At 72.0% G+C, this 20141-nt stretch carries 18 protein-coding genes; 12 read left to right on the top strand and 6 right to left on the bottom strand.

Going from position 1 to position 20141, the window contains the following annotated elements:
• The first annotated feature begins 177 nt into the window (after positions 1–177).
• Positions 178–1266 (top strand): sensor histidine kinase, encoded by a 1089-nt coding sequence (locus M1D46_RS11690; protein ID WP_456283320.1) that lies wholly within the window; start codon positions 178–180, stop codon positions 1264–1266.
• Positions 1263–1937 (top strand): response regulator, encoded by a 675-nt coding sequence (locus M1D46_RS11685; protein ID WP_282977890.1) that lies wholly within the window; start codon positions 1263–1265, stop codon positions 1935–1937. Before M1D46_RS11690 ends, M1D46_RS11685 begins: the two co-directional genes overlap by 4 nt.
• Before the next feature lie 4 nt (positions 1938–1941).
• On the opposite strand, the gene M1D46_RS11680 is transcribed toward M1D46_RS11685, so the two are convergent.
• Positions 1942–4002, bottom strand: coding sequence for a M3 family metallopeptidase (locus tag M1D46_RS11680; RefSeq protein WP_456285623.1), 2061 nt, complete (start codon positions 4000–4002; stop codon positions 1942–1944).
• A 99-nt stretch (positions 4003–4101) separates the two neighbouring features.
• Here M1D46_RS11680 and M1D46_RS11675 point away from each other — a divergent pair, with 99 nt between their 5' ends.
• Positions 4102–4710, top strand: coding sequence for a winged helix-turn-helix domain-containing protein (locus tag M1D46_RS11675; protein ID WP_271172017.1), 609 nt, complete (start codon positions 4102–4104; stop codon positions 4708–4710).
• A complete protein-coding gene (locus M1D46_RS11670; protein WP_421076326.1) occupies positions 4707–4952 on the top strand; it encodes a hypothetical protein in 246 nt (81 codons plus the stop codon). Before M1D46_RS11675 ends, M1D46_RS11670 begins: the two co-directional genes overlap by 4 nt.
• Positions 4953–4981: 29 nt before the next feature.
• Here the strand turns inward: M1D46_RS11670 and M1D46_RS11665 are convergent, their stop codons facing one another.
• Both M1D46_RS11665 and valS read right to left on the bottom strand, forming a co-directional pair.
• Entirely contained in the window at positions 4982–5209 is a 228-nt protein-coding gene (locus tag M1D46_RS11665) for a hypothetical protein (protein WP_271172015.1), read from the bottom strand.
• Positions 5209–7773 carry a valine--tRNA ligase gene (gene valS, locus M1D46_RS11660; protein WP_456285622.1) on the bottom strand — a complete coding sequence of 855 codons (2565 nt, stop codon included), beginning with the start codon at positions 7771–7773 and terminating at the stop codon, positions 5209–5211. Before valS ends, M1D46_RS11665 begins: the two co-directional genes overlap by 1 nt.
• Positions 7774–8247: 474 nt before the next feature.
• Here valS and M1D46_RS11655 point away from each other — a divergent pair, with 474 nt between their 5' ends.
• The gene (locus tag M1D46_RS11655; RefSeq protein WP_456285621.1) at positions 8248–9078 is read left to right on the top strand and encodes a DUF559 domain-containing protein; all 831 of its coding nucleotides are present in this window, start codon (positions 8248–8250) and stop codon (positions 9076–9078) included.
• Positions 9079–9098: 20 nt separating this feature from the next.
• Here the strand turns inward: M1D46_RS11655 and M1D46_RS11650 are convergent, their stop codons facing one another.
• Positions 9099–9755 carry a pentapeptide repeat-containing protein gene (locus tag M1D46_RS11650; RefSeq protein WP_456285620.1) on the bottom strand — a complete coding sequence of 219 codons (657 nt, stop codon included), beginning with the start codon at positions 9753–9755 and terminating at the stop codon, positions 9099–9101.
• 269 nt (positions 9756–10024) lie between these two features.
• On the opposite strand from M1D46_RS11650, the gene ileS reads away from it, so the two are divergent.
• From ileS to ndk, 4 genes are read left to right on the top strand one after another with little or no spacing between them, the layout of a single operon-like run.
• Complete coding sequence (ileS, locus tag M1D46_RS11645) at positions 10025–13351, top strand: isoleucine--tRNA ligase (protein ID WP_456285619.1); 3327 nt, start codon at positions 10025–10027, stop codon at positions 13349–13351.
• The gene (locus M1D46_RS11640) at positions 13348–14706 is read left to right on the top strand and encodes a bifunctional folylpolyglutamate synthase/dihydrofolate synthase (protein ID WP_456283306.1); all 1359 of its coding nucleotides are present in this window, start codon (positions 13348–13350) and stop codon (positions 14704–14706) included. Before ileS ends, M1D46_RS11640 begins: the two co-directional genes overlap by 4 nt.
• A complete protein-coding gene (locus M1D46_RS11635; RefSeq protein ID WP_456285618.1) occupies positions 14682–15104 on the top strand; it encodes a DUF4233 domain-containing protein in 423 nt (140 codons plus the stop codon). The genes M1D46_RS11640 and M1D46_RS11635 overlap by 25 nt, the downstream gene beginning before the upstream one ends.
• Positions 15105–15144: 40 nt before the next feature.
• On the top strand, positions 15145–15558 hold the full coding sequence (gene ndk, locus M1D46_RS11630; RefSeq protein ID WP_271172008.1) for a nucleoside-diphosphate kinase: 414 nt from the start codon (positions 15145–15147) through the stop codon (positions 15556–15558).
• A 126-nt stretch (positions 15559–15684) separates the two neighbouring features.
• On the opposite strand, the gene M1D46_RS11625 is transcribed toward ndk, so the two are convergent.
• On the bottom strand, positions 15685–16281 hold the full coding sequence (locus M1D46_RS11625) for a vitamin K epoxide reductase family protein (protein ID WP_271172007.1): 597 nt from the start codon (positions 16279–16281) through the stop codon (positions 15685–15687).
• 285 nt (positions 16282–16566) lie between these two features.
• On the opposite strand from M1D46_RS11625, the gene M1D46_RS11620 reads away from it, so the two are divergent.
• A complete protein-coding gene (locus tag M1D46_RS11620) occupies positions 16567–19005 on the top strand; it encodes an Rne/Rng family ribonuclease (protein WP_456285617.1) in 2439 nt (812 codons plus the stop codon).
• Between the two features lie 20 nt (positions 19006–19025).
• Here the strand turns inward: M1D46_RS11620 and M1D46_RS11615 are convergent, their stop codons facing one another.
• A complete protein-coding gene (locus M1D46_RS11615) occupies positions 19026–19292 on the bottom strand; it encodes a DUF4031 domain-containing protein (RefSeq protein WP_456285616.1) in 267 nt (88 codons plus the stop codon).
• Positions 19293–19527: 235 nt separating this feature from the next.
• Here M1D46_RS11615 and rplU point away from each other — a divergent pair, with 235 nt between their 5' ends.
• Both rplU and rpmA read left to right on the top strand, forming a co-directional pair.
• Entirely contained in the window at positions 19528–19836 is a 309-nt protein-coding gene (gene rplU, locus M1D46_RS11610) for a 50S ribosomal protein L21 (RefSeq protein ID WP_271172186.1), read from the top strand.
• 18 nt (positions 19837–19854) lie between these two features.
• Positions 19855–20109 (top strand): 50S ribosomal protein L27, encoded by a 255-nt coding sequence (rpmA, locus tag M1D46_RS11605; RefSeq protein WP_271172004.1) that lies wholly within the window; start codon positions 19855–19857, stop codon positions 20107–20109.
• The last annotated feature ends 32 nt before the right edge of the window (positions 20110–20141 follow it).

Raw genomic sequence — 20141 nt, 5'->3', positions numbered from 1 at the left:
TCCGGGGGCACTGCGCTCTCGACGAGCATCTCTTCTCCGCCTCTCGATCTGGACACCGGACGACGCTAGTCCCGTCGCGGCTCGCGGGACCCGCCTTCGCGTCAGGATTCCGTCAGGATTTCCGCCGCCCGCGCGCGCCGCCCTCGTCAGCCCGACCGGAGCCGCGAGACTTCCTCTGTGCAGCGGTTCGCGATGCTCCCCGTGCGACGGCAGCTCGCCGCCGCGGCCGTGGTCACGGCGGCGCTCGTGGGAGCGACGGCGGCGGTCGCCGCTTCGGTCGACGCGCAGGACCTCGTCGTCGCGGCGCTCCTGTACCTGCTCATCGTCGTCGTGGGCGCCGTGCTGGGTGGGATCGTCGTCGCCCTCGTCGCGTCGATCGCTGCGGGGCCGCTCCTCATCTACTTCTTCGCGGAGCCCGTGCACACCCTGCACGTGACCGACGGCGCGCAGCTCGTCGCGATCGGCGTGTTCGTCGCGGCGGGCGTGATCGTGAGCCTCGTCGTCGGGCAGTCGGAGGCGCGCCTCCTGCTCGCGCGTCAGGCGCTCGAGGCGCAGAGCCGAGCCGACGCCGCGCAGGAGGCGGACCGGCTGCGCAGCGCCCTCCTCGCGGCCGTTGGGCACGACCTCCGCACTCCGCTCGCCGCCGCATCGGCCGCGGCGACGAGCCTCGCCAGCTCCGACGTCGTCTGGACCCCCGACCAGCGGGGCGAGCTCCTCGGCACGACGATCGCCTCGCTCGCTCGCCTCGAGCGGCTGCTCGACGACCTGCTCGACTCGTCGCGGCTCGACGCGGGCGTGCTGCCGGTCTCGATCGAGCCCATGCGGGTCGAGGACGCCGTCGCGCTCGCGCTGGATGAGCTGGGCGACGAGGGCGCCGTCGCCGTCACGGTGGCGCCCGGGGTGCCGGACGCGCTGGCCGATCCCGTGCTCGTGCAGCGGATCGTCGCGAACCTCGTGGGCAACGCCCTCCGCCACGGCGGCGGCGACGTCGCGGTGAGGATCCGCACGGCCGGGGCGCGCGTGGAGCTCGCGGTCGTCGACCACGGCCCGGGGATCCCGGCCGCGTCGCGCGAGGAGGCGTTCCGCGCATTCCGTCGCCTCGACGACAGCGGGTCCGGCGCGGGGCTCGGTCTCTCCCTCTCGCGCGGGTTCGCGGAGGCGATGGGCGGCACGCTCGAGCTGCGCCCGTCGGAGGGCGGAGGGCTCACGTGCGTGCTCGAGCTGCCCATCGCCCCTGTCGCGCCGCGGGATGGGGGCGTCGCATGACCATCCTCATCGTCGAGGACGATGCGGCGATCCGCCGCACGCTCGCCCTCAACCTCGAGGCGCGCGGGTACGAGGTGCGCGAGGCGGCGGACGGCGCCGAAGCGGTCAGGGAGATCGCTCGGAACGAGCCCGCTCTCGTCATCCTCGACCTGGGGCTGCCCGCGCTCGACGGCGTGGGGGTCATCACCACGGTGCGCGGCGCGCACCGGATGCCCATCCTCGTGCTCAGCGGACGGTCGCAGACGGCGGAGAAGGTCGCGGCGCTCGACGCGGGCGCCAACGACTACGTCACGAAGCCGTTCGCGGTCGATGAGCTGCTCGCGCGCGTGCGCGCCCTCCTGCGGACCGCGCCCGCGCCATCCGAGGAGGCCGATCGGCATGCGATCGGCCCCTCCCAGATCGACCTCGTGGCGCACACGGCCACGCGCGACGGTGAGCCGGTGCACCTCACCGCGACCGAGTGGTCGATGCTCGAGGTGCTGCTGCGCAACGTGGGCCGCCTCGTCGGGAAGCGCGAGCTCCTCACGGCCGTCTGGGGCCCGGCGTACACGGGGGAGGACGCCTACCTCCGCCTCTACATGAGCCAGCTGCGGCGCAAGCTCGAGGCGGACCCGGCCCGGCCGCGCCATCTGCTGACGGAGCCGGGGCTCGGGTACCGCTACCGGCCCTGAGGCGTCACGCGTCGAGGCCGCGGCGCTTCAGCAGCGGGGCGATCTCGGCGTCGCGCCCGCGGAAGTCGCGGTATGCCTCGAGCGGATCCTTCGCACCGCCCACGCCGAGCAGCCGCGCGCGGAAGCGGTCGCCGCCCGCGCGCGAGAGCCCGCCGTTCTCACGGAACCACTCGACGGTGTCGGCATCGAGCACCTCGGCCCAGATGTAGGAGTAGTACCCCGCGCTGTACCCGCCCGCGAAGACGTGCTGGAAGTAGGTCGAGGAGTACCGCGTCGGCACGGTCGGCTCGTCCAGGCCGATGTCGGCGAGCGCGGCGGCCTCGAAGGCCGCCACGTCGGTCACCGCCGCCGCCTCCGACGGCGACAGCGCGTGCCACGCCTGATCGAGCCAGGCGGCCGCGAGGTACTCGCTCGTCTCGAAGCCCTGGTTGAACGTCTCGCTCGCGCGGAGCCGTTCGACGACGTCCGCGGGGAGGGGCTCGCCGGTCTCGTGGTGGACGGCGTAGTTCGCGAGCACCTCGGGCCAGAGGATCCACATCTCGTTCACCTGGCTGGGGAACTCGACGAAGTCCCGGTGGACGGCCGTGCCCGCGAAGTGCGGGTACGTCACGCGCGCGAAGAGCCCGTGCAGGGCGTGGCCGAACTCGTGGAAGAGGGTCGTCACGTTGTCGAGCGTGAGGAGGGTCGGCTCGCCGGCGGCCGGCTTGACGACGTTGAGGTTGTTCACGACGACCGGCTTCGTGCCGCGGAGCGCGGACTGCGCGACGAGCGAGTTCATCCAGGCGCCGCCGCGCTTCGTGTCGCGCGCGTAGAGGTCGAGCAGGTAGAGGCCGAGGGGCGTGCCGTCGGCATCGAGGACCTCGAAGGCGCGCACGTCCGGGTGGTAGCTCGGGAGGTCGGCGCGCTCGCGGAAGGAGAGCCCGTAGAGCTCGTGCGCCGCGTGGAACACGCCGTCGCGGAGGACGCGCTCGGCTTCGAACCAGGGCCGCAGAGCCGCCGTGTCGATGTCGTACTCGGCCTGACGCACCTTCTCCGTGTAGAAGGCCCAGTCGTGCGCTGCGAGCGGGAAGGGCTCGGGCTCCGTCTCGTCGACGATGCGCTGGAGCGCGGCCTTCTCACGCTGCGCGTTGCGCGCCGCCGGCCCGGCGAGGCGACGCAGCAGAGCGCGCACGGCCTCGGGAGATCCGGCGGTCTCGTCGGAGGTCACGTACGCCGCGTGCGAGGGGTACCCGAGCAGCGCGGCGCGCTCGGCGCGGAGCCGCACGATCTCGCGGACGACCTCGGAGCTGTCGTTCGCGTTGCCTCGCGACGCCCGGGCGCGGGAGGCGGCGAGGATGCGCTCGCGCGCGTCTCTGCGGACCAGCGACGACAGGTGCGGATGGCCCGTGAAGAGCGTGAGGGTGACCGCATAGCGCCCATCGAGCCCTCGCTCGCGGGCGGCCTCGGCCGCGGCGGACAGCTCGCCCGGCGCGAGGCCCTCGAGCTCCTCTGCGCTGTCGAAGACGACCGCGAGGTCGTTCGTGTCGGCGAGGAGGTTCTTCTCGAATCGCGTGGTGAGGGTCGACAGGCGCGCGTTGAGCTCGGTGAGCCGCTCCTTGGCCGTGTCGTCGAGGGAGGCGCCGGCGCGCGTCATCTCGGTGTGGCGTCGCTCGACGAGGCGGCGCTGCTCCGCGGTGAGGTCGAGCTCGTCGAGCCGGTCGCGGACGGACCCGATCCGCGCGTACAGCGCCGCGTCGAGCTCGATCGCGTCGGAGTGCGCCGACATGAGCGGTGCGAGCTGCTCGTCGATCTCCTGGATCTCCGCCGTCGCGTGCGCCGAGTTCACGGTGTAGAACGCACGCGAGACCGCGTCGAGAAGCGCGCCGGAGCGTTCGAGCGGCTCGAGCGTGTTCTCGAAGGTCGGGGCGTCCGGGTTGGCCGTGATCGCGTCGATCTCGGCGCGGTGCTCGGCGAAGGCGCGCTCGAACGCGGGCAGGTAGTGACCGGGCTCGATGGCCGCGTAGTCGGGCAGTCCGTAGGGGAGGGGCGAGGGCGCGAGCAGGGGGTTGAACACGGGCGCGGTCATCCCGTCAGCCTATCCAGGGCCGTCGTGCTGGGCGCGGCACGCGCCGCGTGATGCAAAGAGATGGTTGCAAAGAGCCGTTTGCAAAGATATCTTTGCGTTATGACCGACGAACAGGCGAAGGTGTCCGAGGAGCGCGAGACGCGCGTGCTCGACACGGCGGCGCTGCGTGCGCTCGCACATCCGCTGCGGGTGCGCATCCTCGACCTGCTGAGTAGGGAGGGCCCGCAGACCGCGAGCTCGCTCGCCGCGCTCACGGGCGAGTCATCCGGCTCGACGAGCTACCACCTGCGGATGCTCGCGCGCCACGATCTCGTCCGCGAGGTCGCGGGGCGCGGCGGCCGGGAGCGGTGGTGGGAGCGGCCCCGCGGCCGGATCGCCTTCGGCAGCGAGTCGGTCGGCGACTCGCCGGCCGGCAGGGCCGTGCTCCAGGTGGCCGTCGCCGAGTACCACCGGGCGCGCTTCCAGGAGATGTTCGACTACTTCACGGGCGGGTACGACGACGAGCCCGAGGAGTGGCGCGACGCGAGCGTCTCGACGACGTCGACCGCCCATCTCACGGCGGCGCAGCTCAAGGAGCTCGCCGAGCGCGCGGACGCGCTGTTCAGCGAGTACGTCGACCGCTACCGCGGGCAGGAGGGCGAGGGCGTGCGGAGCGTGTCTCTGCGCGCCGACCTCTTCCCCCTTCCGCAGAGAGGAGCAGGATCATGACCACGCTCACCGTGACGCTGTCGGTCACGATGCCCGACGCGGCGCCGCCGCTCGCGCTCGGCGCGGGGGAGCGGCTGGCGCTGCGCGTCGCCGAGGGCCTCCAGGCGCGCGTGCATCGGCGCGCGGCCGCGCGGACGGCGCGCATCGCGGCGGATCTCGCCCGCGAGGGGCTCATCGCCGAGTCGCGGCGCGCCGGCGATCGCGCCGCGGCCGCGAACGGCGTCGGAGCGCTGCGCTGGTGAGGCGCCGCCGACGACGTCGGCGGCGCCTCTCAGTCGGAGAACGGGCGCGAGATCGCGACCCCGTCGGGGCCGATGACGACCTCGATCCCCGTGTCGAGCTCGGCGATCGGCCGTCCCTCCAGCCACGTGAGCGTCCACGACGGCCGCGGAGCGTCATCCGGCAGCTCCGCCTCGACGCGCGAGATCTCCGCGCGCAGCGAGGCGGGCACGCTGGCCGGCGGCTCCGAGCCGGCCGACCAGCGCGTTCCGAGCTGCATCAGGCCTCCTCGGCCAGCTGGATGTCGGTGACCGCGAACGCGTCGGCGTCCTCGATCTCGAGCGCGGCGATCCGGCCGACGGCCCTGAGGTCGTCGGCGGCGAGCCGCAGGGCGGCCGCGCGCTCGGCGGGAGCCGCGACGACTGCGCGGGCGACGGGCGTCTTCTGCGAGGCCTTCGCCTCGGTCTTCGCGCGGCGGATGCCGATCAGGGCCTCGCTCGCGGCGGCGAGCACGGCCGTGTCGCCGCCGAGCCCGGTCGGCTCGGGCCAGGCTGCGCGATGCACGGAGCCGGTCTCGAACCAGGACCACGCCTCCTCCGCGGCGAAGACGACGACGGGCGCGAGCAGGCGCAGGAGCGTCGAGAGCGCGGTGCGCAGCGCGACGGCCGCCGAGGCGCCCGCGTCGCCGCCCGCGTACGCGCGCTCCTTCACGAGCTCGAGGTAGTCGTCGCAGAACGTCCAGAAGAACGACTCCGAGAGCTCGAGGGCGCGGGCGTGGTCGTACGCGTCGAGCGCGGCCGTCGCCTGCACCACGACGTCGTCGAGCGCGGCGAGCATCGACAGATCGAGCGGCTCGGTGACCGAGGCGCCCTCGGGCGCCTCGAAGCCCAGCACGAACTTCGCGGCGTTGAGGACCTTGATCGCGAGGCGGCGTCCGATCTTGATCTGCGTCGGGTTCTGCGGGTCGAACGCGGCATCCGTCCCGAGGCGGCTCGACGCCGCCCAGTACCGGACGGCGTCGGACCCGTGCTTCTCGAGGATGTCGGCGGGCGTGACGACGTTGCCCTTCGACTTCGACATCTTCTTGCGGTCCGGGTCCACGATGAAGCCGGAGATCGCGGCGTGCGCCCACGGCGCACGGTCGTCCTCGAGAGCGCTGCGCAGCAGGGTCGAGAAGAGCCACGTGCGGATGATGTCCTGGCCCTGCGGGCGCAGGTCGAACGGCGCCACGAGGCTCCACAGATCCTCGTCGCGCTGCCATCCGCCCGCGAGCTGCGGGGTCAGCGACGACGTCGCCCACGTGTCGAAGACGTCGGTCTCCGCCTCGAATCCGCCCGGCACGCCGCGCTGGTCCTCGGTGTAGCCCGGCGGGACGTCGCTCGACGGGTCGACCGGGAGGCTCGCGGCGTCGGGCACGAGGACGCGCGCGTAGTCGCGCTCGCCGTTCTCGTCGAGGCCGTACCAGACCGGGATCGGCACGCCGAAGAAGCGCTGACGCGACACGAGCCAGTCGCCGGTGAGGCCGTTCACCCAGTTCTCGTAGCGGACCCGCATGAACTCCGGGTGCCACTCGATCTCCTGGCCGAGCGCGAGGAGCCGCTCGCGCAGCTCGGCCTCGCGCGCTCCGTTGCGGATGTACCACTGGCGCGTCGAGACGATCTCGAGCGGTCGGTCGCCCTTCTCGAAGAACTTCACGGGATGCGTGAACGGGGCCGACACGCTCGTGAGCTCGCCGGACTCCTCCAGCAGCTCGACCATCCGCTTCTTGGCGCTGAAGACCGTCTTGCCGGCGATCTCCGCGAACGCGGCCCTGCCGCCATCCGACGTGATCGCCTCGGGCGCGTCGGCGACGACGCGGCCGTCCTTGCCGATGATGGTCCGGTTGGGGAGGTCGAGCTCCCGCCACCAGATGATGTCGGTCACGTCGCCGAACGTGCAGATCATCGCGATGCCCGAGCCCTTGTCGGGCTGCGCGAGCGGGTGCGCGAGGACGGGGACCTCGACGCCGAACACGGGCGTCGTCACGGTCGAGCCGAAGACGGGCTGGTAGCGCTCGTCGTCGGGGTGGGCGACGAGGGCGACGCACGCCGCGAGCAGCTCGGGACGCGTCGTCTCGATATGGATGTCGCCCGAGCCATCCGTCCGGTGGAACGCGAGGCGGTGGTAGGCGGCCTGCTGGTCGCGATCCTCGAGCTCCGCCTGCGCGATCGCGGAGCGGAAGTCGACGTCCCACAGGGTGGGAGCGAGGTCCTGGTAGGCCTCGCCCCGCTCGAGGTTCTTCAGGAACGCGAGCTGGCTCGTGCGGATGGTGTCGTCGGAGATCGTCCGGTAGGTCTGCGTCCAGTCGACCGAGAGCCCGAGGGTGCGCCACAGGTCCTCGAAGGTCTTCTCGTCCTCGACCGTGAGCTTCTCGCACAGCTCGATGAAGTTGCGGCGGCTCACCGGGATCTGGTCGGCGGCCTTGATCGTCTTCGTCGTCCCCTCGAACGGCGGCGTGAAGTCGGGGTCGTAGGGGAGCGACGGGTCGCAGCGCACGCCGTAGTAGTTCTGCACGCGGCGCTCGGTGGGCAGGCCGTTGTCGTCCCAGCCGATCGGGTAGAACACCGTCTTGCCGCGCATGCGCTCGTAGCGGGTCTTCACGTCGGTGTGCGTGTACGAGAACACGTGGCCGATGTGGAGGCTGCCGCTCGCGGTGGGCGGCGGGGTGTCGACCGAGAAGACGCCGGCGCGCCCCTTCGCGCGGGCGGCGTCGCGGTCGAAGAGGTAGGTGCCCTGCTGCTCCCAGGACTCACCCCACTTCGCTTCGAGACCCTCGAGTGCGGGCTTGTCGGGAATGGCGGCCATGGGATCTCCTCGCGCGCTATGTACGGCACGGTGTCTGCGTGCCTGAGTGTGGGTGCGCGACCAGTGTACCGGGGCGGGGAGGAGTGGCCCGGGAGGGCCGGGCGGGGTGGGGCGGGGGCCTGGGCCGGCGGGGTGGGGGCCTGGGCCGGGGGGGGCCGGGGCGGGGCAGGCACCCGTGTCGCAGCGCGAAGCCAGGAGGATGGCGCTTTCCCAGGACGATATGACGGGAATCGCCCTGGGAAAGCGTCATCCTCCTGGCGACGGCGACGGCGACGGCGTCGATGCCCGCCCTTGCGCCGACACGGGACGCCGCGCCCGCACGGTCAAGGCGCCGTCCCGCCGGACCCCGACCCGGACGCCGCGCCCCGGCCCGGGTGCCCGTCGTCGCGTGCACAGGCGGCTTCGATCGGCGCGTCCCGCACGATCGGCAGTGCCTCGCCCCCATGACGACGGCCATCCGTCGATGCTCGGAGGATGGACCTGCACGAGGCACTGGCGCGGCACGGCGGCATCGCGCGCTCGGCATCGCTCGTCGCCGAGGGTGTGCCGCGATCGCGGATACGTCGCGCCGTGGCCGCAGGAGAGGTGCAGTCGCCCCGACGGGGGTGGATCGCCCAGAAGGGGGTGGATCCGGCGCTGATCGCCGCAGCGCGGATCGGAGTGGTCGTCTCGTGCGTCTCGCAAGCGAGGCGTCTCGAGCTCTGGACGCATCCCTCGAGCCGGTGGCATGTCGCGGCGGCGCCGCACACCGCGCTGCTTCAGCAGACCGACGCGCACGTGCACTGGTCGACGCCGCTCGTACCGCGACCGCCCGGCGTGTTCGAGGACTCGATCGAGAACGTCCTCGCGCTCGTCGCCGCGTGCCAGCCTCGCGAGCACGCCCTGGCGATCTGGGAATCAGCCCTCAGCAGGGGCCTGGTCGACCGCGAGACGATGTCGGGCTACCCACTCCGCCCCGCGGCGCGCGAGCTGTGCGAGCTCATGATGCCGTTCGCCGATTCGGGCCTCGAGACGATCGTCATCCCGCGCCTGCGATGGCTGAGGCTCCCGATGCGCCGTCAGATCTGGATCGCCGGTCACCGCGTCGACCTGCTCATCGGGGAGCGACTCGTCCTGCAGATCGACGGCGGAACCCACGTCGACGCGCAGCGGATGATCGACAACGAGCACGATGCGGCGTTGCGGCTCATGGGCTACCACGTGATCCGCGTCGGGCGAAGGCAGATCCTCGACGACTGGGCGACCGTGCAGGACCTCGTCATGCGCGCCGTCGCCCAGGGACTCCATCGCGCGCCGCGGGGATGACGAGAACCCGCCGCCGCGCCTCAGCCCTTCACGTCGATGCCCGCGGCCGCCGCGAACGCGGGAGCGAGCATCCGCACCTGGTCGTCCGTGAGCGTGGCGCCGCGCAGGGCGAGCACGTCGAGGTAGGACAGCGCGTCGAGCCCGCGCAGGTCGAGGTCGGCGGCGCGCATGCCGCGCGGGTCGACCTCGTCGGCCCGACAGCCCTCGAACGCCACCCGCGTCAGGCGCGCCTGCGGCAGATCGATCGCGCGGATGGTGCTGTCGACGATGCGCACATCCTCCAGTCGTGCGCCCGCGAACGAGAGGTAGTCCACGCGCACGTCGCGCAGCTCGAGCTCCGCGACGCCCGCGTCCGCGAGGTCGAGCGTCCCGATGCGTCCGCCCGCGATGCGCAGCCGACGGATGGTCGCGTCGCGGGCGACGACGGAGACGGCGCGGATGTCGGAGATCTCGACGTCGATGAGCGTCGCGCCGCGCAGGGCGAGGGTCTCGACCGACGGAGCGGCGATGACGCACTCCTCGAGCGACGCGTGCTCGAGGTCGACGTCGCCCGCGAGACCCGCCAGGCGCGACCGCTGCAGGTCCGCGTATCGCCGAGGGACGGCGTCCTCGAGGGCGTCCGGCAGATCCGGTGCGCTCACGCGCGGGGCGATCGGGCGATCCTGCTTCCTGGCCATCCGTCGACCCTACGCGCCCGCGCCGACACGCCGTGCGCACCGGCGCCCGGCGGCGGTAGGATGGGGGCATCGGCACCGATCCGGCCATCACCGGGGAGCTCGCGGAAGAACGGGAACGCAAGGACCTCAGTAGAACCGCGCGGGGCAGGCCCGTCACAGCCGCAGTGAGAGCGGCGTCGCATGCGGCGCAACGCGGGGTGGTACCGCGGCTCCTGCCGTCTCGTCGGCGGAGGTCGTCCTCGCAGTCCCCTAGGAACTGCTGGAGTGAGATGACCTACCCGAAGTCCTCGTTCGGCCCCGCCGCCGACAAGAGCACCGTCGTGCCGAGCCCCCGCTTCCCCGAGATCGAGCGCGAGATCCTCGACTTCTGGGCCGCGGACGACACCTTCCGTGCGTCGATCGCGCAGCGCGAGGGCGCCGAGGAGTGGGTCTTCTACGACGGGCCGCCGTTCGCGAACGGCCTGCCGCACTACGGGCACCTCCTCACCGGGTACGCGAAGGACCTCTTCCCGCGCTTCCAGACGATGCGCGGGCGCAAGGTCGACCGCGTGTTCGGCTGGGACACCCACGGGCTCCCCGCCGAGCTCGAGGCGATGAAGCAGCTGGGCATCACCGAGAAGCACGAGATCCTCGAGATGGGGATCGACGCGTTCAACGCCAAGGCCCGCGACTCCGTGCTCGCCTACACGCGCGAGTGGGAGGACTACGTCACCCGCCAGGCGCGCTGGGTGGACTTCGAGCGGGGCTACAAGACGCTCGACACGACGTACATGGAGAGCGTCCTCTGGGCGTTCAAGACGCTGTTCGACAAGGGCCTCGCCTACGAGGGCTACCGCGTGCTCCCGTACTGCTGGCGCGACCAGACGCCGCTGTCGAACCACGAGCTGCGCATGGACGACGACGTCTACAAGATGCGGCAAGACCCGTCGGTCACGGTGACCTTCCCGCTCGTCGGCGAGAAGGCCGCGGCGCTGGGCATCGAGGGCGCGCGCGCCCTGGCCTGGACGACGACCCCGTGGACGCTGCCGACGAACATGTCCCTCGCGGTCGGCCCGGAGATCGTCTACGCGGTCGTCCCGGTCGGTCCGAACGGGGCAGGCGAGGCGGCGGATGGCGCGGAGTTCCTGCTCGCGGAGGACCTCCTCGGCGGCTACGCCAAGGACCTCGGCTACGACGACGCCGCCGCTGCGCGCGAGGCCGTGCGCGTCCGCGTCACGGGTGAGCAGCTCCGCGACGTCGCCTATGAGCGGCTGTGGGACTACTTCGCCGACGCCGAGACCTGGGGCACGCAGCGCGCGTGGCGGATCCTCGTCGACGACTACGTCACCACCGGCGACGGCACGGGCATCGTCCACCAGGCTCCCGCCTACGGTGAGGACGACAAGCGCCTCAACGACGCGGCGGGCATCCCCACCATCGTGTCGCTCGGCGACGACGGCCGGTTCCTCGACATCGTCCCGGACGTCGCCGGCGAGCTCTGGCTCGACGCGAACACCCCGCTCGTGCGCCTGCTGCGCCAGGGCGGGCGGCTCCTGCGCCTGCAGTCGTACGAGCACTCGTACCCGCACTGCTGGCGATGCCGGAACCCGCTCATCTACAAGGCCGTGTCGAGCTGGTTCATCCGGGTGACCGACTTCCGCGACCGCCTCGTCGAGCTCAACGAGCAGATCACGTGGGCGCCCGAGAACGTCAAGCACGGCCAGTTCGGGAAGTGGGTCGAGGGCGCGCGCGACTGGTCGATCAGCCGCAACCGCTTCTGGGGCTCGCCGATCCCCGTGTGGAAGTCGGATGACCCGAATCACCCCCGCGTGGACGCCTACGGCTCGCTCGAGGAGCTCGAGCGCGACTTCGGCCGCCTCCCGCGCAACGAGAAGGGCGAGGTCGACCTGCACCGCCCGTACATCGACGAGCTCACGCGCCCGAACCCCGACGACCCGACGGGGAAGAGCACGATGCGCCGGATCGAGGACGTCTTCGACGTCTGGTTCGACTCGGGCTCGATGCCGTTCGCGCAGGTGCACTACCCGTTCGAGAACAAGGACTGGTTCGAGACGCACGCCCCGGCCGACTTCATCGTCGAGTACATCGGGCAGACGCGCGGCTGGTTCTACGTCATGCACGTGCTGTCGGGCGCGCTGTTCGACCGGCCCGCCTTCACGGGCGTCTCGTGCCACGGCATCGTGCTCGGCAACGACGGCCAGAAGATGTCGAAGTCGCTGCGGAACTACCCCGACGTGTCGGAGGTCTTCGACCGCGACGGGTCGGATGCCATGCGCTGGTTCCTCATGTCGTCGAGCGTGCTGCGCGGCGGCAACCTCGTCGTGACCGAGGAGGGAATCCGCTCGGGCGTGCGCGAGTTCCTCCTCCCGCTGTGGAACTCGTGGTACTTCTTCGCGACGTACGCGAACGCCGCAGCGGGCCCGGATGGCGCGGGCTACGAGGCCACGCGGCGCGCGGACTCGACGGATGTGCTCGACCGCTACATCCTCGCGCTCACGGGCGACCTCGTGCGCGACGTCGCGGCCGACCTCGACCAGCTCGACTCCACGACGGCCTCGGCGCGGCTGCGCGACTTCGCCGAGGTCCTCACGAACTGGTACATCCGCCGCTCGCGGGATCGCTTCTGGCTCGGCGTCACGGACGACCCGCGCAGCCGCGAGGCCTTCGACACGCTCTACACCGTGCTCGAGACGCTCACGCGCGTCGCGGCGCCGCTCATCCCGCTCGTGAGCGAGCGCGTGTGGCAGGGACTCACGGGCGGACGCAGCGTGCACCTCGAGGACTGGCCCGATGCCGCCGAGTTCGCCGATGCGGCCGACATCCGGACGGCCATGGACGCCGTGCGCGAGGCCTCGAGCCTCGCGAACGCGCTCCGCAAGAAGGAGGGGCTGCGCGTGCGCCTTCCGCTCGCCAAGCTGACCGTGGTGACCGCGAACGCAGAGGCGCTCGCGCAGTTCGACGACATCCTGCGCGACGAGCTCAACGTGAAGGCCGTCGAGCTCGTGGAGCTCGGCGACGACACGGCGGCCCAGTACGGCATCTCGCACCGCCTCACGGTCAACGCGCGTGCCGCGGGACCGCGTCTGGGCAAGCAGGTGCAGCAGGTCATCCGCGCCGCGAAGTCGGGCGCCTGGACCGAGCAGGACGGCGTCGTGACCGCCGACGGCATCGCCCTCGAGCCGGGGGAGTACGAGCTCGCACTCGACACGTCGGGCCGGCCGGATGGCGAGGCGATCGCGACCCTGCCGTCGGGCGGCTTCGTGCTGCTCGACACGACGACGACGCCGGAGCTCGAGGCCGAGGGCCTCGCCCGCGACGTCGTGCGCGCCGTGCAGGACACGCGCAAGGCCGCGGGCTTCGAGGTGAGCGACCGCATCCGCCTGCAGCTCGCGTTCGCGTCGGCCGACGACGCCGCTGCCGTGCGCCGCGCGTGGGATGTCGCCGACGTCGCGGGGGAGACCCTCGCCGTCGAGCACGCGGTCGTCGAGGGCTCGACGACCGACGCCGCCGAGCACACGGCGACCGTGCCCGCGGGAACCTACGCGAACGCGGGCGACTTCGCCGTCGCCGTCTCGCGAGTGGGGAGCGCCGCGTGAGCGCGAACGACCGGGCCAGGGCCGACGCCGTCTACGACGCGCTGCTGGCGAGGGCGGGGGAGCAGTGGGTGCAGCCGCGTGTCGAGCGCGTCGGCCGCATCCTCGAGCTCCTGGACGACCCGCAGCGCACCTACCGGGTCGTGCACATCACGGGGACGAACGGGAAGACCTCGACGGCACGCATCATCGAGAGCCTCATCCGCGCGCACGGCCTCCGCACGGGGCTGTTCACGAGCCCGCATCTCACCCGATTCACCGAGCGGATCCTCATCGACGGCGAGCCGATCGCGGATGCGGCGATCGCCGACGCCTGGGACGAGATCGAGCCCTTCGTCGGGATCGTCGACGCCGAGCTCGAGGCCCGCGGCGACGCGCGCCTGACGTTCTTCGAGCTCCTCACCGTGCTCGCGTTCGTCGCGTGCGCGGACGCGCCCGTCGACGTGCTCGTGCTCGAGGTGGGGATGGGCGGCAGCTGGGACTCCACGAACACGGCCGACGGCGACGTCGCGGTGCTCACGCCCATCGACATCGACCACGTGAGCCGCCTGGGATCGACCGTGGAGGAGATCGCCGAGGTCAAGGCCGGCATCATCAAGGACGGCGCGTCGGTCGTCTCCGCCGTCCAGCGTCCCGAGGCCGAGGCCGTCATCCGCCGGGTCGCCGCGCAGAGGAACGCGACCGTCGCGTTCGAGGGGCAGGACTTCGCCCTCGTCGACGACCGGCTCGCGGTCGGCGGCCAGCTCATCTCCGTCAAGGGCCTCGCCGGCTCGTACGACGAGGAGTACCTCCCGCTCTACGGGCGTCATCAGGGGCAGAACGCCGCGGTCGCGATCGCGGCGGTCGAGGCGCTGATCGGCGCGGGCAGCCAGGCGATCGCGTCGGGCGTGCTCACCGACGGGCTCCAGCAGGCGACCTCGCCGGGTCGGCTCCAGCTCGTCGGCATCGAGCCGACCGTCGTCGTGGACGCCGCGCACAACCCGCACGGCGCGCGCGCCCTCGCGGCCGCGCTGAAGGAGTCGTTCGACTTCGACGAGTGGGGCGTCGTCCTCGGCGTCCTCGACGACAAGGACGCCGCGGGCATCGTGGCCGCGCTCGCCCCGGTCGCCGCGCACGTCTTCGCCACGGTTCCGTCGTCGGACCGCGCGAGCGACGCGGATCGACTCGCCGACATCGCGGAGGCCGCGGGCCTCCGCGTCACGGTGCACTCCGGCGTCTACGACGCGGCAGAGGCGGCTCGCGCGTGGGCGCAGGAGGCGCCGCGGCGCGCGGTCGCGATCGCGGGCTCGGTCGTGCTCGCGGGAGAGGCCGTCCTGCTCGCGCAGGAGGAGGAGTGGAAGCCGGTGAGCGGAGCGTGACGGGCGCCGCGCGCCGGGCGCCGCGCTACCGCGCCCTGCCCGAGAAGATCGGCTCGATCGTCCTCGTGTTCGAGGCGGTCGTCGTGTTCCTCGCCGGCCTGTCGATCTATGGGCTCCGCGCGCTTCCCGAGCCGATCGCCCCGTGGTGGGGGATCGTCGCGGGCGCCGTCGTCGCCGTCCTGATGGTGCTCACGAGCGGCCTGCTCCGGCACCGCTGGGCGTTCGCCGTCGGATGGGCGCTCCAGGTCGCGACCGCCCTGGGCGCGCTCTTCGTGCCCGCGATCCTGCTCGTCACGCTCGTGTTCGGCGGCATGTGGGCGTATGCGACGATCGGAGGGGCGCGGATCGAGCGGCGCGTCTCCGCGCAGCGCGCCGCGGCCGAGTCCGAGACCGACTGACCGGCACCCGCACCACCCGTTCCACGAGAAAGGCACTCCCATGGCCACCGAAGAGACCCTCGTCCTCGTCAAGCCCGATGGCGTCGCCCGCGGCCTCACCGGCGAGATCCTCCGCCGCATCGAGGCGAAGGGCTACTCGCTCGTCGACATCAAGCTCGTCGAGCCGAGCCGCGACCTGCTCGCCCGGCACTACGCCGAGCACGAGGGCAAGCCGTTCTACGAGCCGCTCCTCGAGTTCATGCTGTCGGGCCCCGTCGTCGCGATCCGCGTCGCCGGGAACCGCGTGATCGAGGGCTTCCGCGCGCTCGCCGGCACGACCGACCCGACGACCGCCGCCCCGGGCACCATCCGCGGCGACCTCGGCCGCGACTGGGGCCTCGCCGTGCAGCAGAACCTCGTGCACGGCTCGGACAGCCCCGAGTCCGCCGCCCGCGAGCTCGAGATCTGGTTCTAAACACTCAGCGAGCGGAGCGAGCCGCCCCCGGTCGTTGAGCGAGCGGAGCGAGTCGAAACGCACTCCGCGAGCGGAGCGAGCCGGCATCGGGAACGCTCCCGATGCCGGCTCTCTGCGTGCGTCGGCCTAGAACAGCATCCCGAGAACGTCGAGGCGCAGCTGGGCCATGACCGCGATGGCGACGTAGCTCAGCACGGCGAGGAGCGGCAGCCAGCCGATGAGCGCGTCGGCGCCCCTGCGCACGGGACGCGGGAGGGGGATCGCCCCGATCCGGATGGCGTGGAGCAGCACCGCGTAGAACGAGGGGATGGTGACGACCCACGTCACCATGCACCACGGGCACAGCGTCCCGATGACGAAGATGCTCTGGCCGATGAGCCAGCACACGAAGCCGAACGCGAACGCCATCCCGAGCGTGAACAGGGCCCAGAACCAGCGGGAGAAGCGCGCGCCGGCGAGCAGCGCCATCCCGACGACGACCGGGGCGACCCATCCGGTGACCCCGAGCAGCGGGTTCGGGAAGCCGAACACGGAGCCCTGCCAGGCGTCGAGGTTCGCCGCGCACTGGACGAGCACGTTGAAGTCGCAGCCGAGCGCCGCACTCGGGTTCTCCAGCAGGTGGAACTTCTCGACCGTGAGCGAGAACGCCGCCCACCAGCCGATGACGCCGGCGACGACGAGCCAGATGGCCAGAGCGGTGGGGCGCGTGCGAGTCTCGGGCATGGTCGGATTATCGCATCGCGGACTGCGCGCGCCGTCCGTGCGGCGCGCCCGGGCACCCTCCCTCGCGCCTCAGGGTGCGGGTGAACAGCAGGTAGTGAGATAATGGTCCCGACGTGCACCCCGGCGAGGTCGGGGAGCCGTCGAGTGACAAGACTTCGGGGCAACGGCTGCCCCGCGCGACCAGAGCGAAGTGCCGGTCGCATGCCGATGGAGTTCGCGGCCGCGCGATGCGGGGCCGCACGAGATTCTCGGGCGGACCTCCGCCCCGCAGGGAGTACGCCAGCGATGGCTGAAGTGAACAACGACACAGACGGAACCTTCGACGCGAACGGAGGCGACGAGGCGGCTGTCGAGCCCACGACGCAGCCCGACGCGCAGCGCGAGAGCGCCGCGGACGAGACGCCGGACGCGCCCGACGCACCGCAGGTCGACAAGGCCGAGCAGGCATCGGATGGCGCGGAGCCGGCCGCCGAGACCGACGCGCCCGAGGGCGAGAGCTCGGAAGCCGGATCCGCGGACTCCGAGGACTCCGACGCGCCGGCGGAGGACGAGGTGCCGGTGGAGGACGAGGTGCCGGCGGAGGAGCCTGAGCCCGAGCCGGTCACCGCGGTGAGCCTCGGCCTCCTCCCGGCCGACTTCGTCTCGCGCGTCACGACGGACCTGCACTTCTACGCGCCCGACATCACGCCGCTGCCCGCGCTCCCCGAGCCCGAGCCCGAGGAGCAGCAGGGCGGGCGCTCGTCGCGCCGTCGGCGCCGTCGCGGCGGATCCGACGGGGTCGACGAGGCGCCGCAGGACGAGCCGCGCCGCCGGCAGCGCGTCGTCGAGGTGATCACCGAGCCGCAGCGCATCAAGGGCTCGACGCGCCTCGAGGCGAAGAAGCAGCGCCGTCGGGACGGCCGGGAGGCGGGCCGCCGTCGTCCCGTCGTGACCGAGGCCGAGTTCCTCGCCCGCCGCGAGGCGGTGGACCGCCAGATGATCGTCCGCTCGAAGAACGGACGCATCCAGATCGCCGTGCTCGAGGACAACGTGCTCGTCGAGCACTACGTGGCGCGCAACCAGGACGCATCGCTCATCGGCAACGTGTACCTCGGCCGCGTGCAGAACGTGCTGCCCAGCATGGAGGCCGCGTTCGTCGACATCGGCCGCGGCCGCAACGCCGTGCTGTACTCGGGCGAGGTCGACTGGGATGCCGTCGAGACCGGCAACCAGCCGCGTCGCATCGAGCTCGCGCTCAAGCAGGGCGACCGCGTCCTCGTGCAGGTCACGAAGGACCCCGTGGGCCACAAGGGCGCGCGTCTGACCAGCCAGATCTCGCTCCCGGGCCGCTACCTCGTGTACGTGCCGGGCGGCGCCATGAACGGCATCTCGCGCAAGCTGCCCGACACCGAGCGGGCGCGCCTCAAGAAGATCCTCAAGGAGGTGCTCCCCGAGTCGTCGGGCGTCATCGTCCGCACCGCCGCGGAGGGGGCCACCGAGGAGCAGCTGACCCGCGACGTCAACCGCCTCACCTCGCAGTGGGCGCACATCAACGAGCTCGTGCAGAAGGGCAACGCGCCCGCGCTGCTGCACAGCGAGCCCGACCTGCTCGTCAAGATCATCCGCGATGTCTTCAATGAGGACTTCACGAAGCTCCTCATCCAGGGCGCGGAGGCGCAGCGGACGATCGTCGACTACCTCACGGGCGTCGCGCCCGACCTGCTCGACCGTGTCGAGCACTACGAGGGCGACCGCGACCCCTTCGACGAGTACCGCATCACGGAGCAGATCGAGAAGGCGCTCGACCGCAAGGTCTGGCTGCCGTCCGGCGGCTCGCTCGTCATCGACCGCACCGAGGCGATGACGGTCGTCGACGTGAACACGGGCAAGTTCGTCGGCTCGGGGGGCAACCTCGAGGAGACCGTCACGAAGAACAACCTCGAGGCGGCCGAGGAGATCGTCCGCCAGCTCCGGCTGCGCGACATCGGCGGCATCATCGTCGTCGACTTCATCGACATGGTGCTCGAGTCCAACCGCGACCTCGTCCTGCGGCGCCTCATCGAGTGCCTGAGCCGGGACCGGACGAAGCACCAGGTCGCCGAGGTCACCTCGCTCGGCCTCGTGCAGATGACCCGCAAGAAGCTCGGCCTGGGCCTGCTCGAGACGTTCAGCGAGCCGTGCGAGGTGTGCGCCGGCCGCGGCGTCATCGTCCATCACGACCCGGTGGTCAAGCACCGCTCGAACGGCGCAGGCTCGAACGGCTCCAACGGCTCCGGCCGTCGCTCGCGCGGCGGACAGTCGTCCCAGAGCGCCGCGCCCGCGCAGCCGTCGTCGGCCGCGCACGTCATCACGGACGGCGTGAAGTCGGCGCTCGCGCAGATCGCCGCGTCGACGATCGCGAAGCCGGAGACCGAGGCGTCGGAGCCGCAGCGCCCCGAGCAGCCCGCGCGCGCGGAGCAGCCGGCCGACCTTGCCTCACTCGGCATCGAGCTCCCCGAGGGGCCGCGCGGCGGCGCCCAGAGCGAGGAGCGCGAGCGCCCGCGGCGACCGCGCAAGAAGCGCTCGGTCGAGAAGCCCCCGTCGGTCGCGCCGACGTCGGAGGCCGCCCAGCTGCTCGACTCCGTGCTCGAGGCGCTGCCCGAGCCGAAGGCGCCCGGCCAGGGCCGTGCCCGCCGTCGTGTCACGACGGCCGCGCTGCTCGGCACAGCGGTCACCGTCAACCCCGCGACCCGCGACGGGGAGTGACGTCACGCGCGCTCGGGGCCTCAGCGGCGGTCCCGAGCGCGCACCCGCAGGCCGGAGGCGATGAGGGCGCGCGTGAGCTCGTGCGCCGAGACCGCCGTGGCGCCCGCCGCGACGAGCCGGGGGAGCGCATCCTCCGGCACGTCGTAGTGGTCGCGGTCGAACGCCCGCCGCGGGATGTCGTTCGCCGCTGCGAAGGCATGCAGCTCGGCGAGGCTCTCGTCGCTCACGAGATGGGCCCACAGGCGCCCGTGCGCGGGCCACATCGCCTTGTCGACGAGAACGGTCATGGCCATCCAGCCTACGGACATCCGCGCCCGACGCGCCGCGTTGCCGCTTTTGGCCGAACCGCCCGACATCGGGTAAAGTATTCCTTTGGTGCGTCCCCTGTCGCGCGCTCTCCCACTGGCGGCGCGACGAAAGTCTTGCCCGAGACGCACCTCGCACATCCGGTGCGACCCGCAAGCGAAGTCTTCCCGTGAGATTCGGAAGCCGCACGGCTTCCCCAATGAAACAGGTATGAACGTGGTTTACGCAGTTGTTCGCGCCGGTGGCCGGCAGGAGAAGGTCGAGGTCGGGACCATCGTGACGCTCGACCGCCTCAAGGCTGCCGAGGGTGAGACGATCGAGCTGCCCGCCGTCCTCTTCGTCGACGGCGACACCGTGACGACCGACGCCAAGAAGCTGGCGAAGGTCAAGGTCACCGCCGAGGTCCTCGGCGACCTGCGCGGCCCCAAGATCGTCATCCAGAAGTACAAGAACAAGACCGGCTACAAGAAGCGCCAGGGTCACCGTCAGGACCTGACGCGCGTCAAGGTCACCGGCATCAAGTAAGCGGAAGAGGCTCCAGAGATGGCACATAAGAAGGGCGCAAGCTCCACCCGCAACGGCCGCGACTCGAACGCGCAGCGCCTCGGCGTCAAGCGCTTCGGCGGCCAGACCGTCAACGCGGGCGAGATCCTCGTCCGTCAGCGCGGCACGCACTTCCACCCGGGCGCCAACGTGGGCCGCGGCGGCGACGACACGCTCTTCGCGCTCGCTGCCGGTGCCGTGGAGTTCGGCACCAAGGGCGGCCGCAAGGTCGTCAACATCGTCGCGGGCGAGTAATCACCGCAGACGCACATGCATCTGGACGGGGC

This window comes from Microbacterium sp. JZ70, from assembly GCF_053903225.1.
This window is presented reverse-complemented; position numbering and strand designations above follow the sequence as displayed.

Excerpts from the sequence above, each read along its gene's own strand:
- M1D46_RS11685 (WP_282977890.1), top strand. The coding sequence starts at position 1,263 with ATGACCATCCTCATCGTCGAGGACGATGCGGCGATCCGCCGCACGCTC.
- M1D46_RS11680 (WP_456285623.1), bottom strand. The coding sequence starts at position 4,002 with ATGACCGCGCCCGTGTTCAACCCCCTGCTCGCGCCCTCGCCCCTCCCC.
- M1D46_RS11675 (WP_271172017.1), top strand. The coding sequence starts at position 4,102 with ATGACCGACGAACAGGCGAAGGTGTCCGAGGAGCGCGAGACGCGCGTG.
- M1D46_RS11670 (WP_421076326.1), top strand. The coding sequence starts at position 4,707 with ATGACCACGCTCACCGTGACGCTGTCGGTCACGATGCCCGACGCGGCG.
- M1D46_RS11665 (WP_271172015.1), bottom strand. The coding sequence starts at position 5,209 with ATGCAGCTCGGAACGCGCTGGTCGGCCGGCTCGGAGCCGCCGGCCAGC.
- valS (WP_456285622.1), bottom strand. The coding sequence starts at position 7,773 with ATGGCCGCCATTCCCGACAAGCCCGCACTCGAGGGTCTCGAAGCGAAG.
- M1D46_RS11655 (WP_456285621.1), top strand. The coding sequence starts at position 8,248 with ATGGACCTGCACGAGGCACTGGCGCGGCACGGCGGCATCGCGCGCTCG.
- M1D46_RS11650 (WP_456285620.1), bottom strand. The coding sequence starts at position 9,755 with ATGGCCAGGAAGCAGGATCGCCCGATCGCCCCGCGCGTGAGCGCACCG.
- ileS (WP_456285619.1), top strand. The coding sequence starts at position 10,025 with ATGACCTACCCGAAGTCCTCGTTCGGCCCCGCCGCCGACAAGAGCACC.
- ndk (WP_271172008.1), top strand. The coding sequence starts at position 15,145 with ATGGCCACCGAAGAGACCCTCGTCCTCGTCAAGCCCGATGGCGTCGCC.
- M1D46_RS11625 (WP_271172007.1), bottom strand. The coding sequence starts at position 16,281 with ATGCCCGAGACTCGCACGCGCCCCACCGCTCTGGCCATCTGGCTCGTC.
- M1D46_RS11620 (WP_456285617.1), top strand. The coding sequence starts at position 16,567 with ATGGCTGAAGTGAACAACGACACAGACGGAACCTTCGACGCGAACGGA.
- M1D46_RS11615 (WP_456285616.1), bottom strand. The coding sequence starts at position 19,292 with ATGACCGTTCTCGTCGACAAGGCGATGTGGCCCGCGCACGGGCGCCTG.
- rpmA (WP_271172004.1), top strand. The coding sequence starts at position 19,855 with ATGGCACATAAGAAGGGCGCAAGCTCCACCCGCAACGGCCGCGACTCG.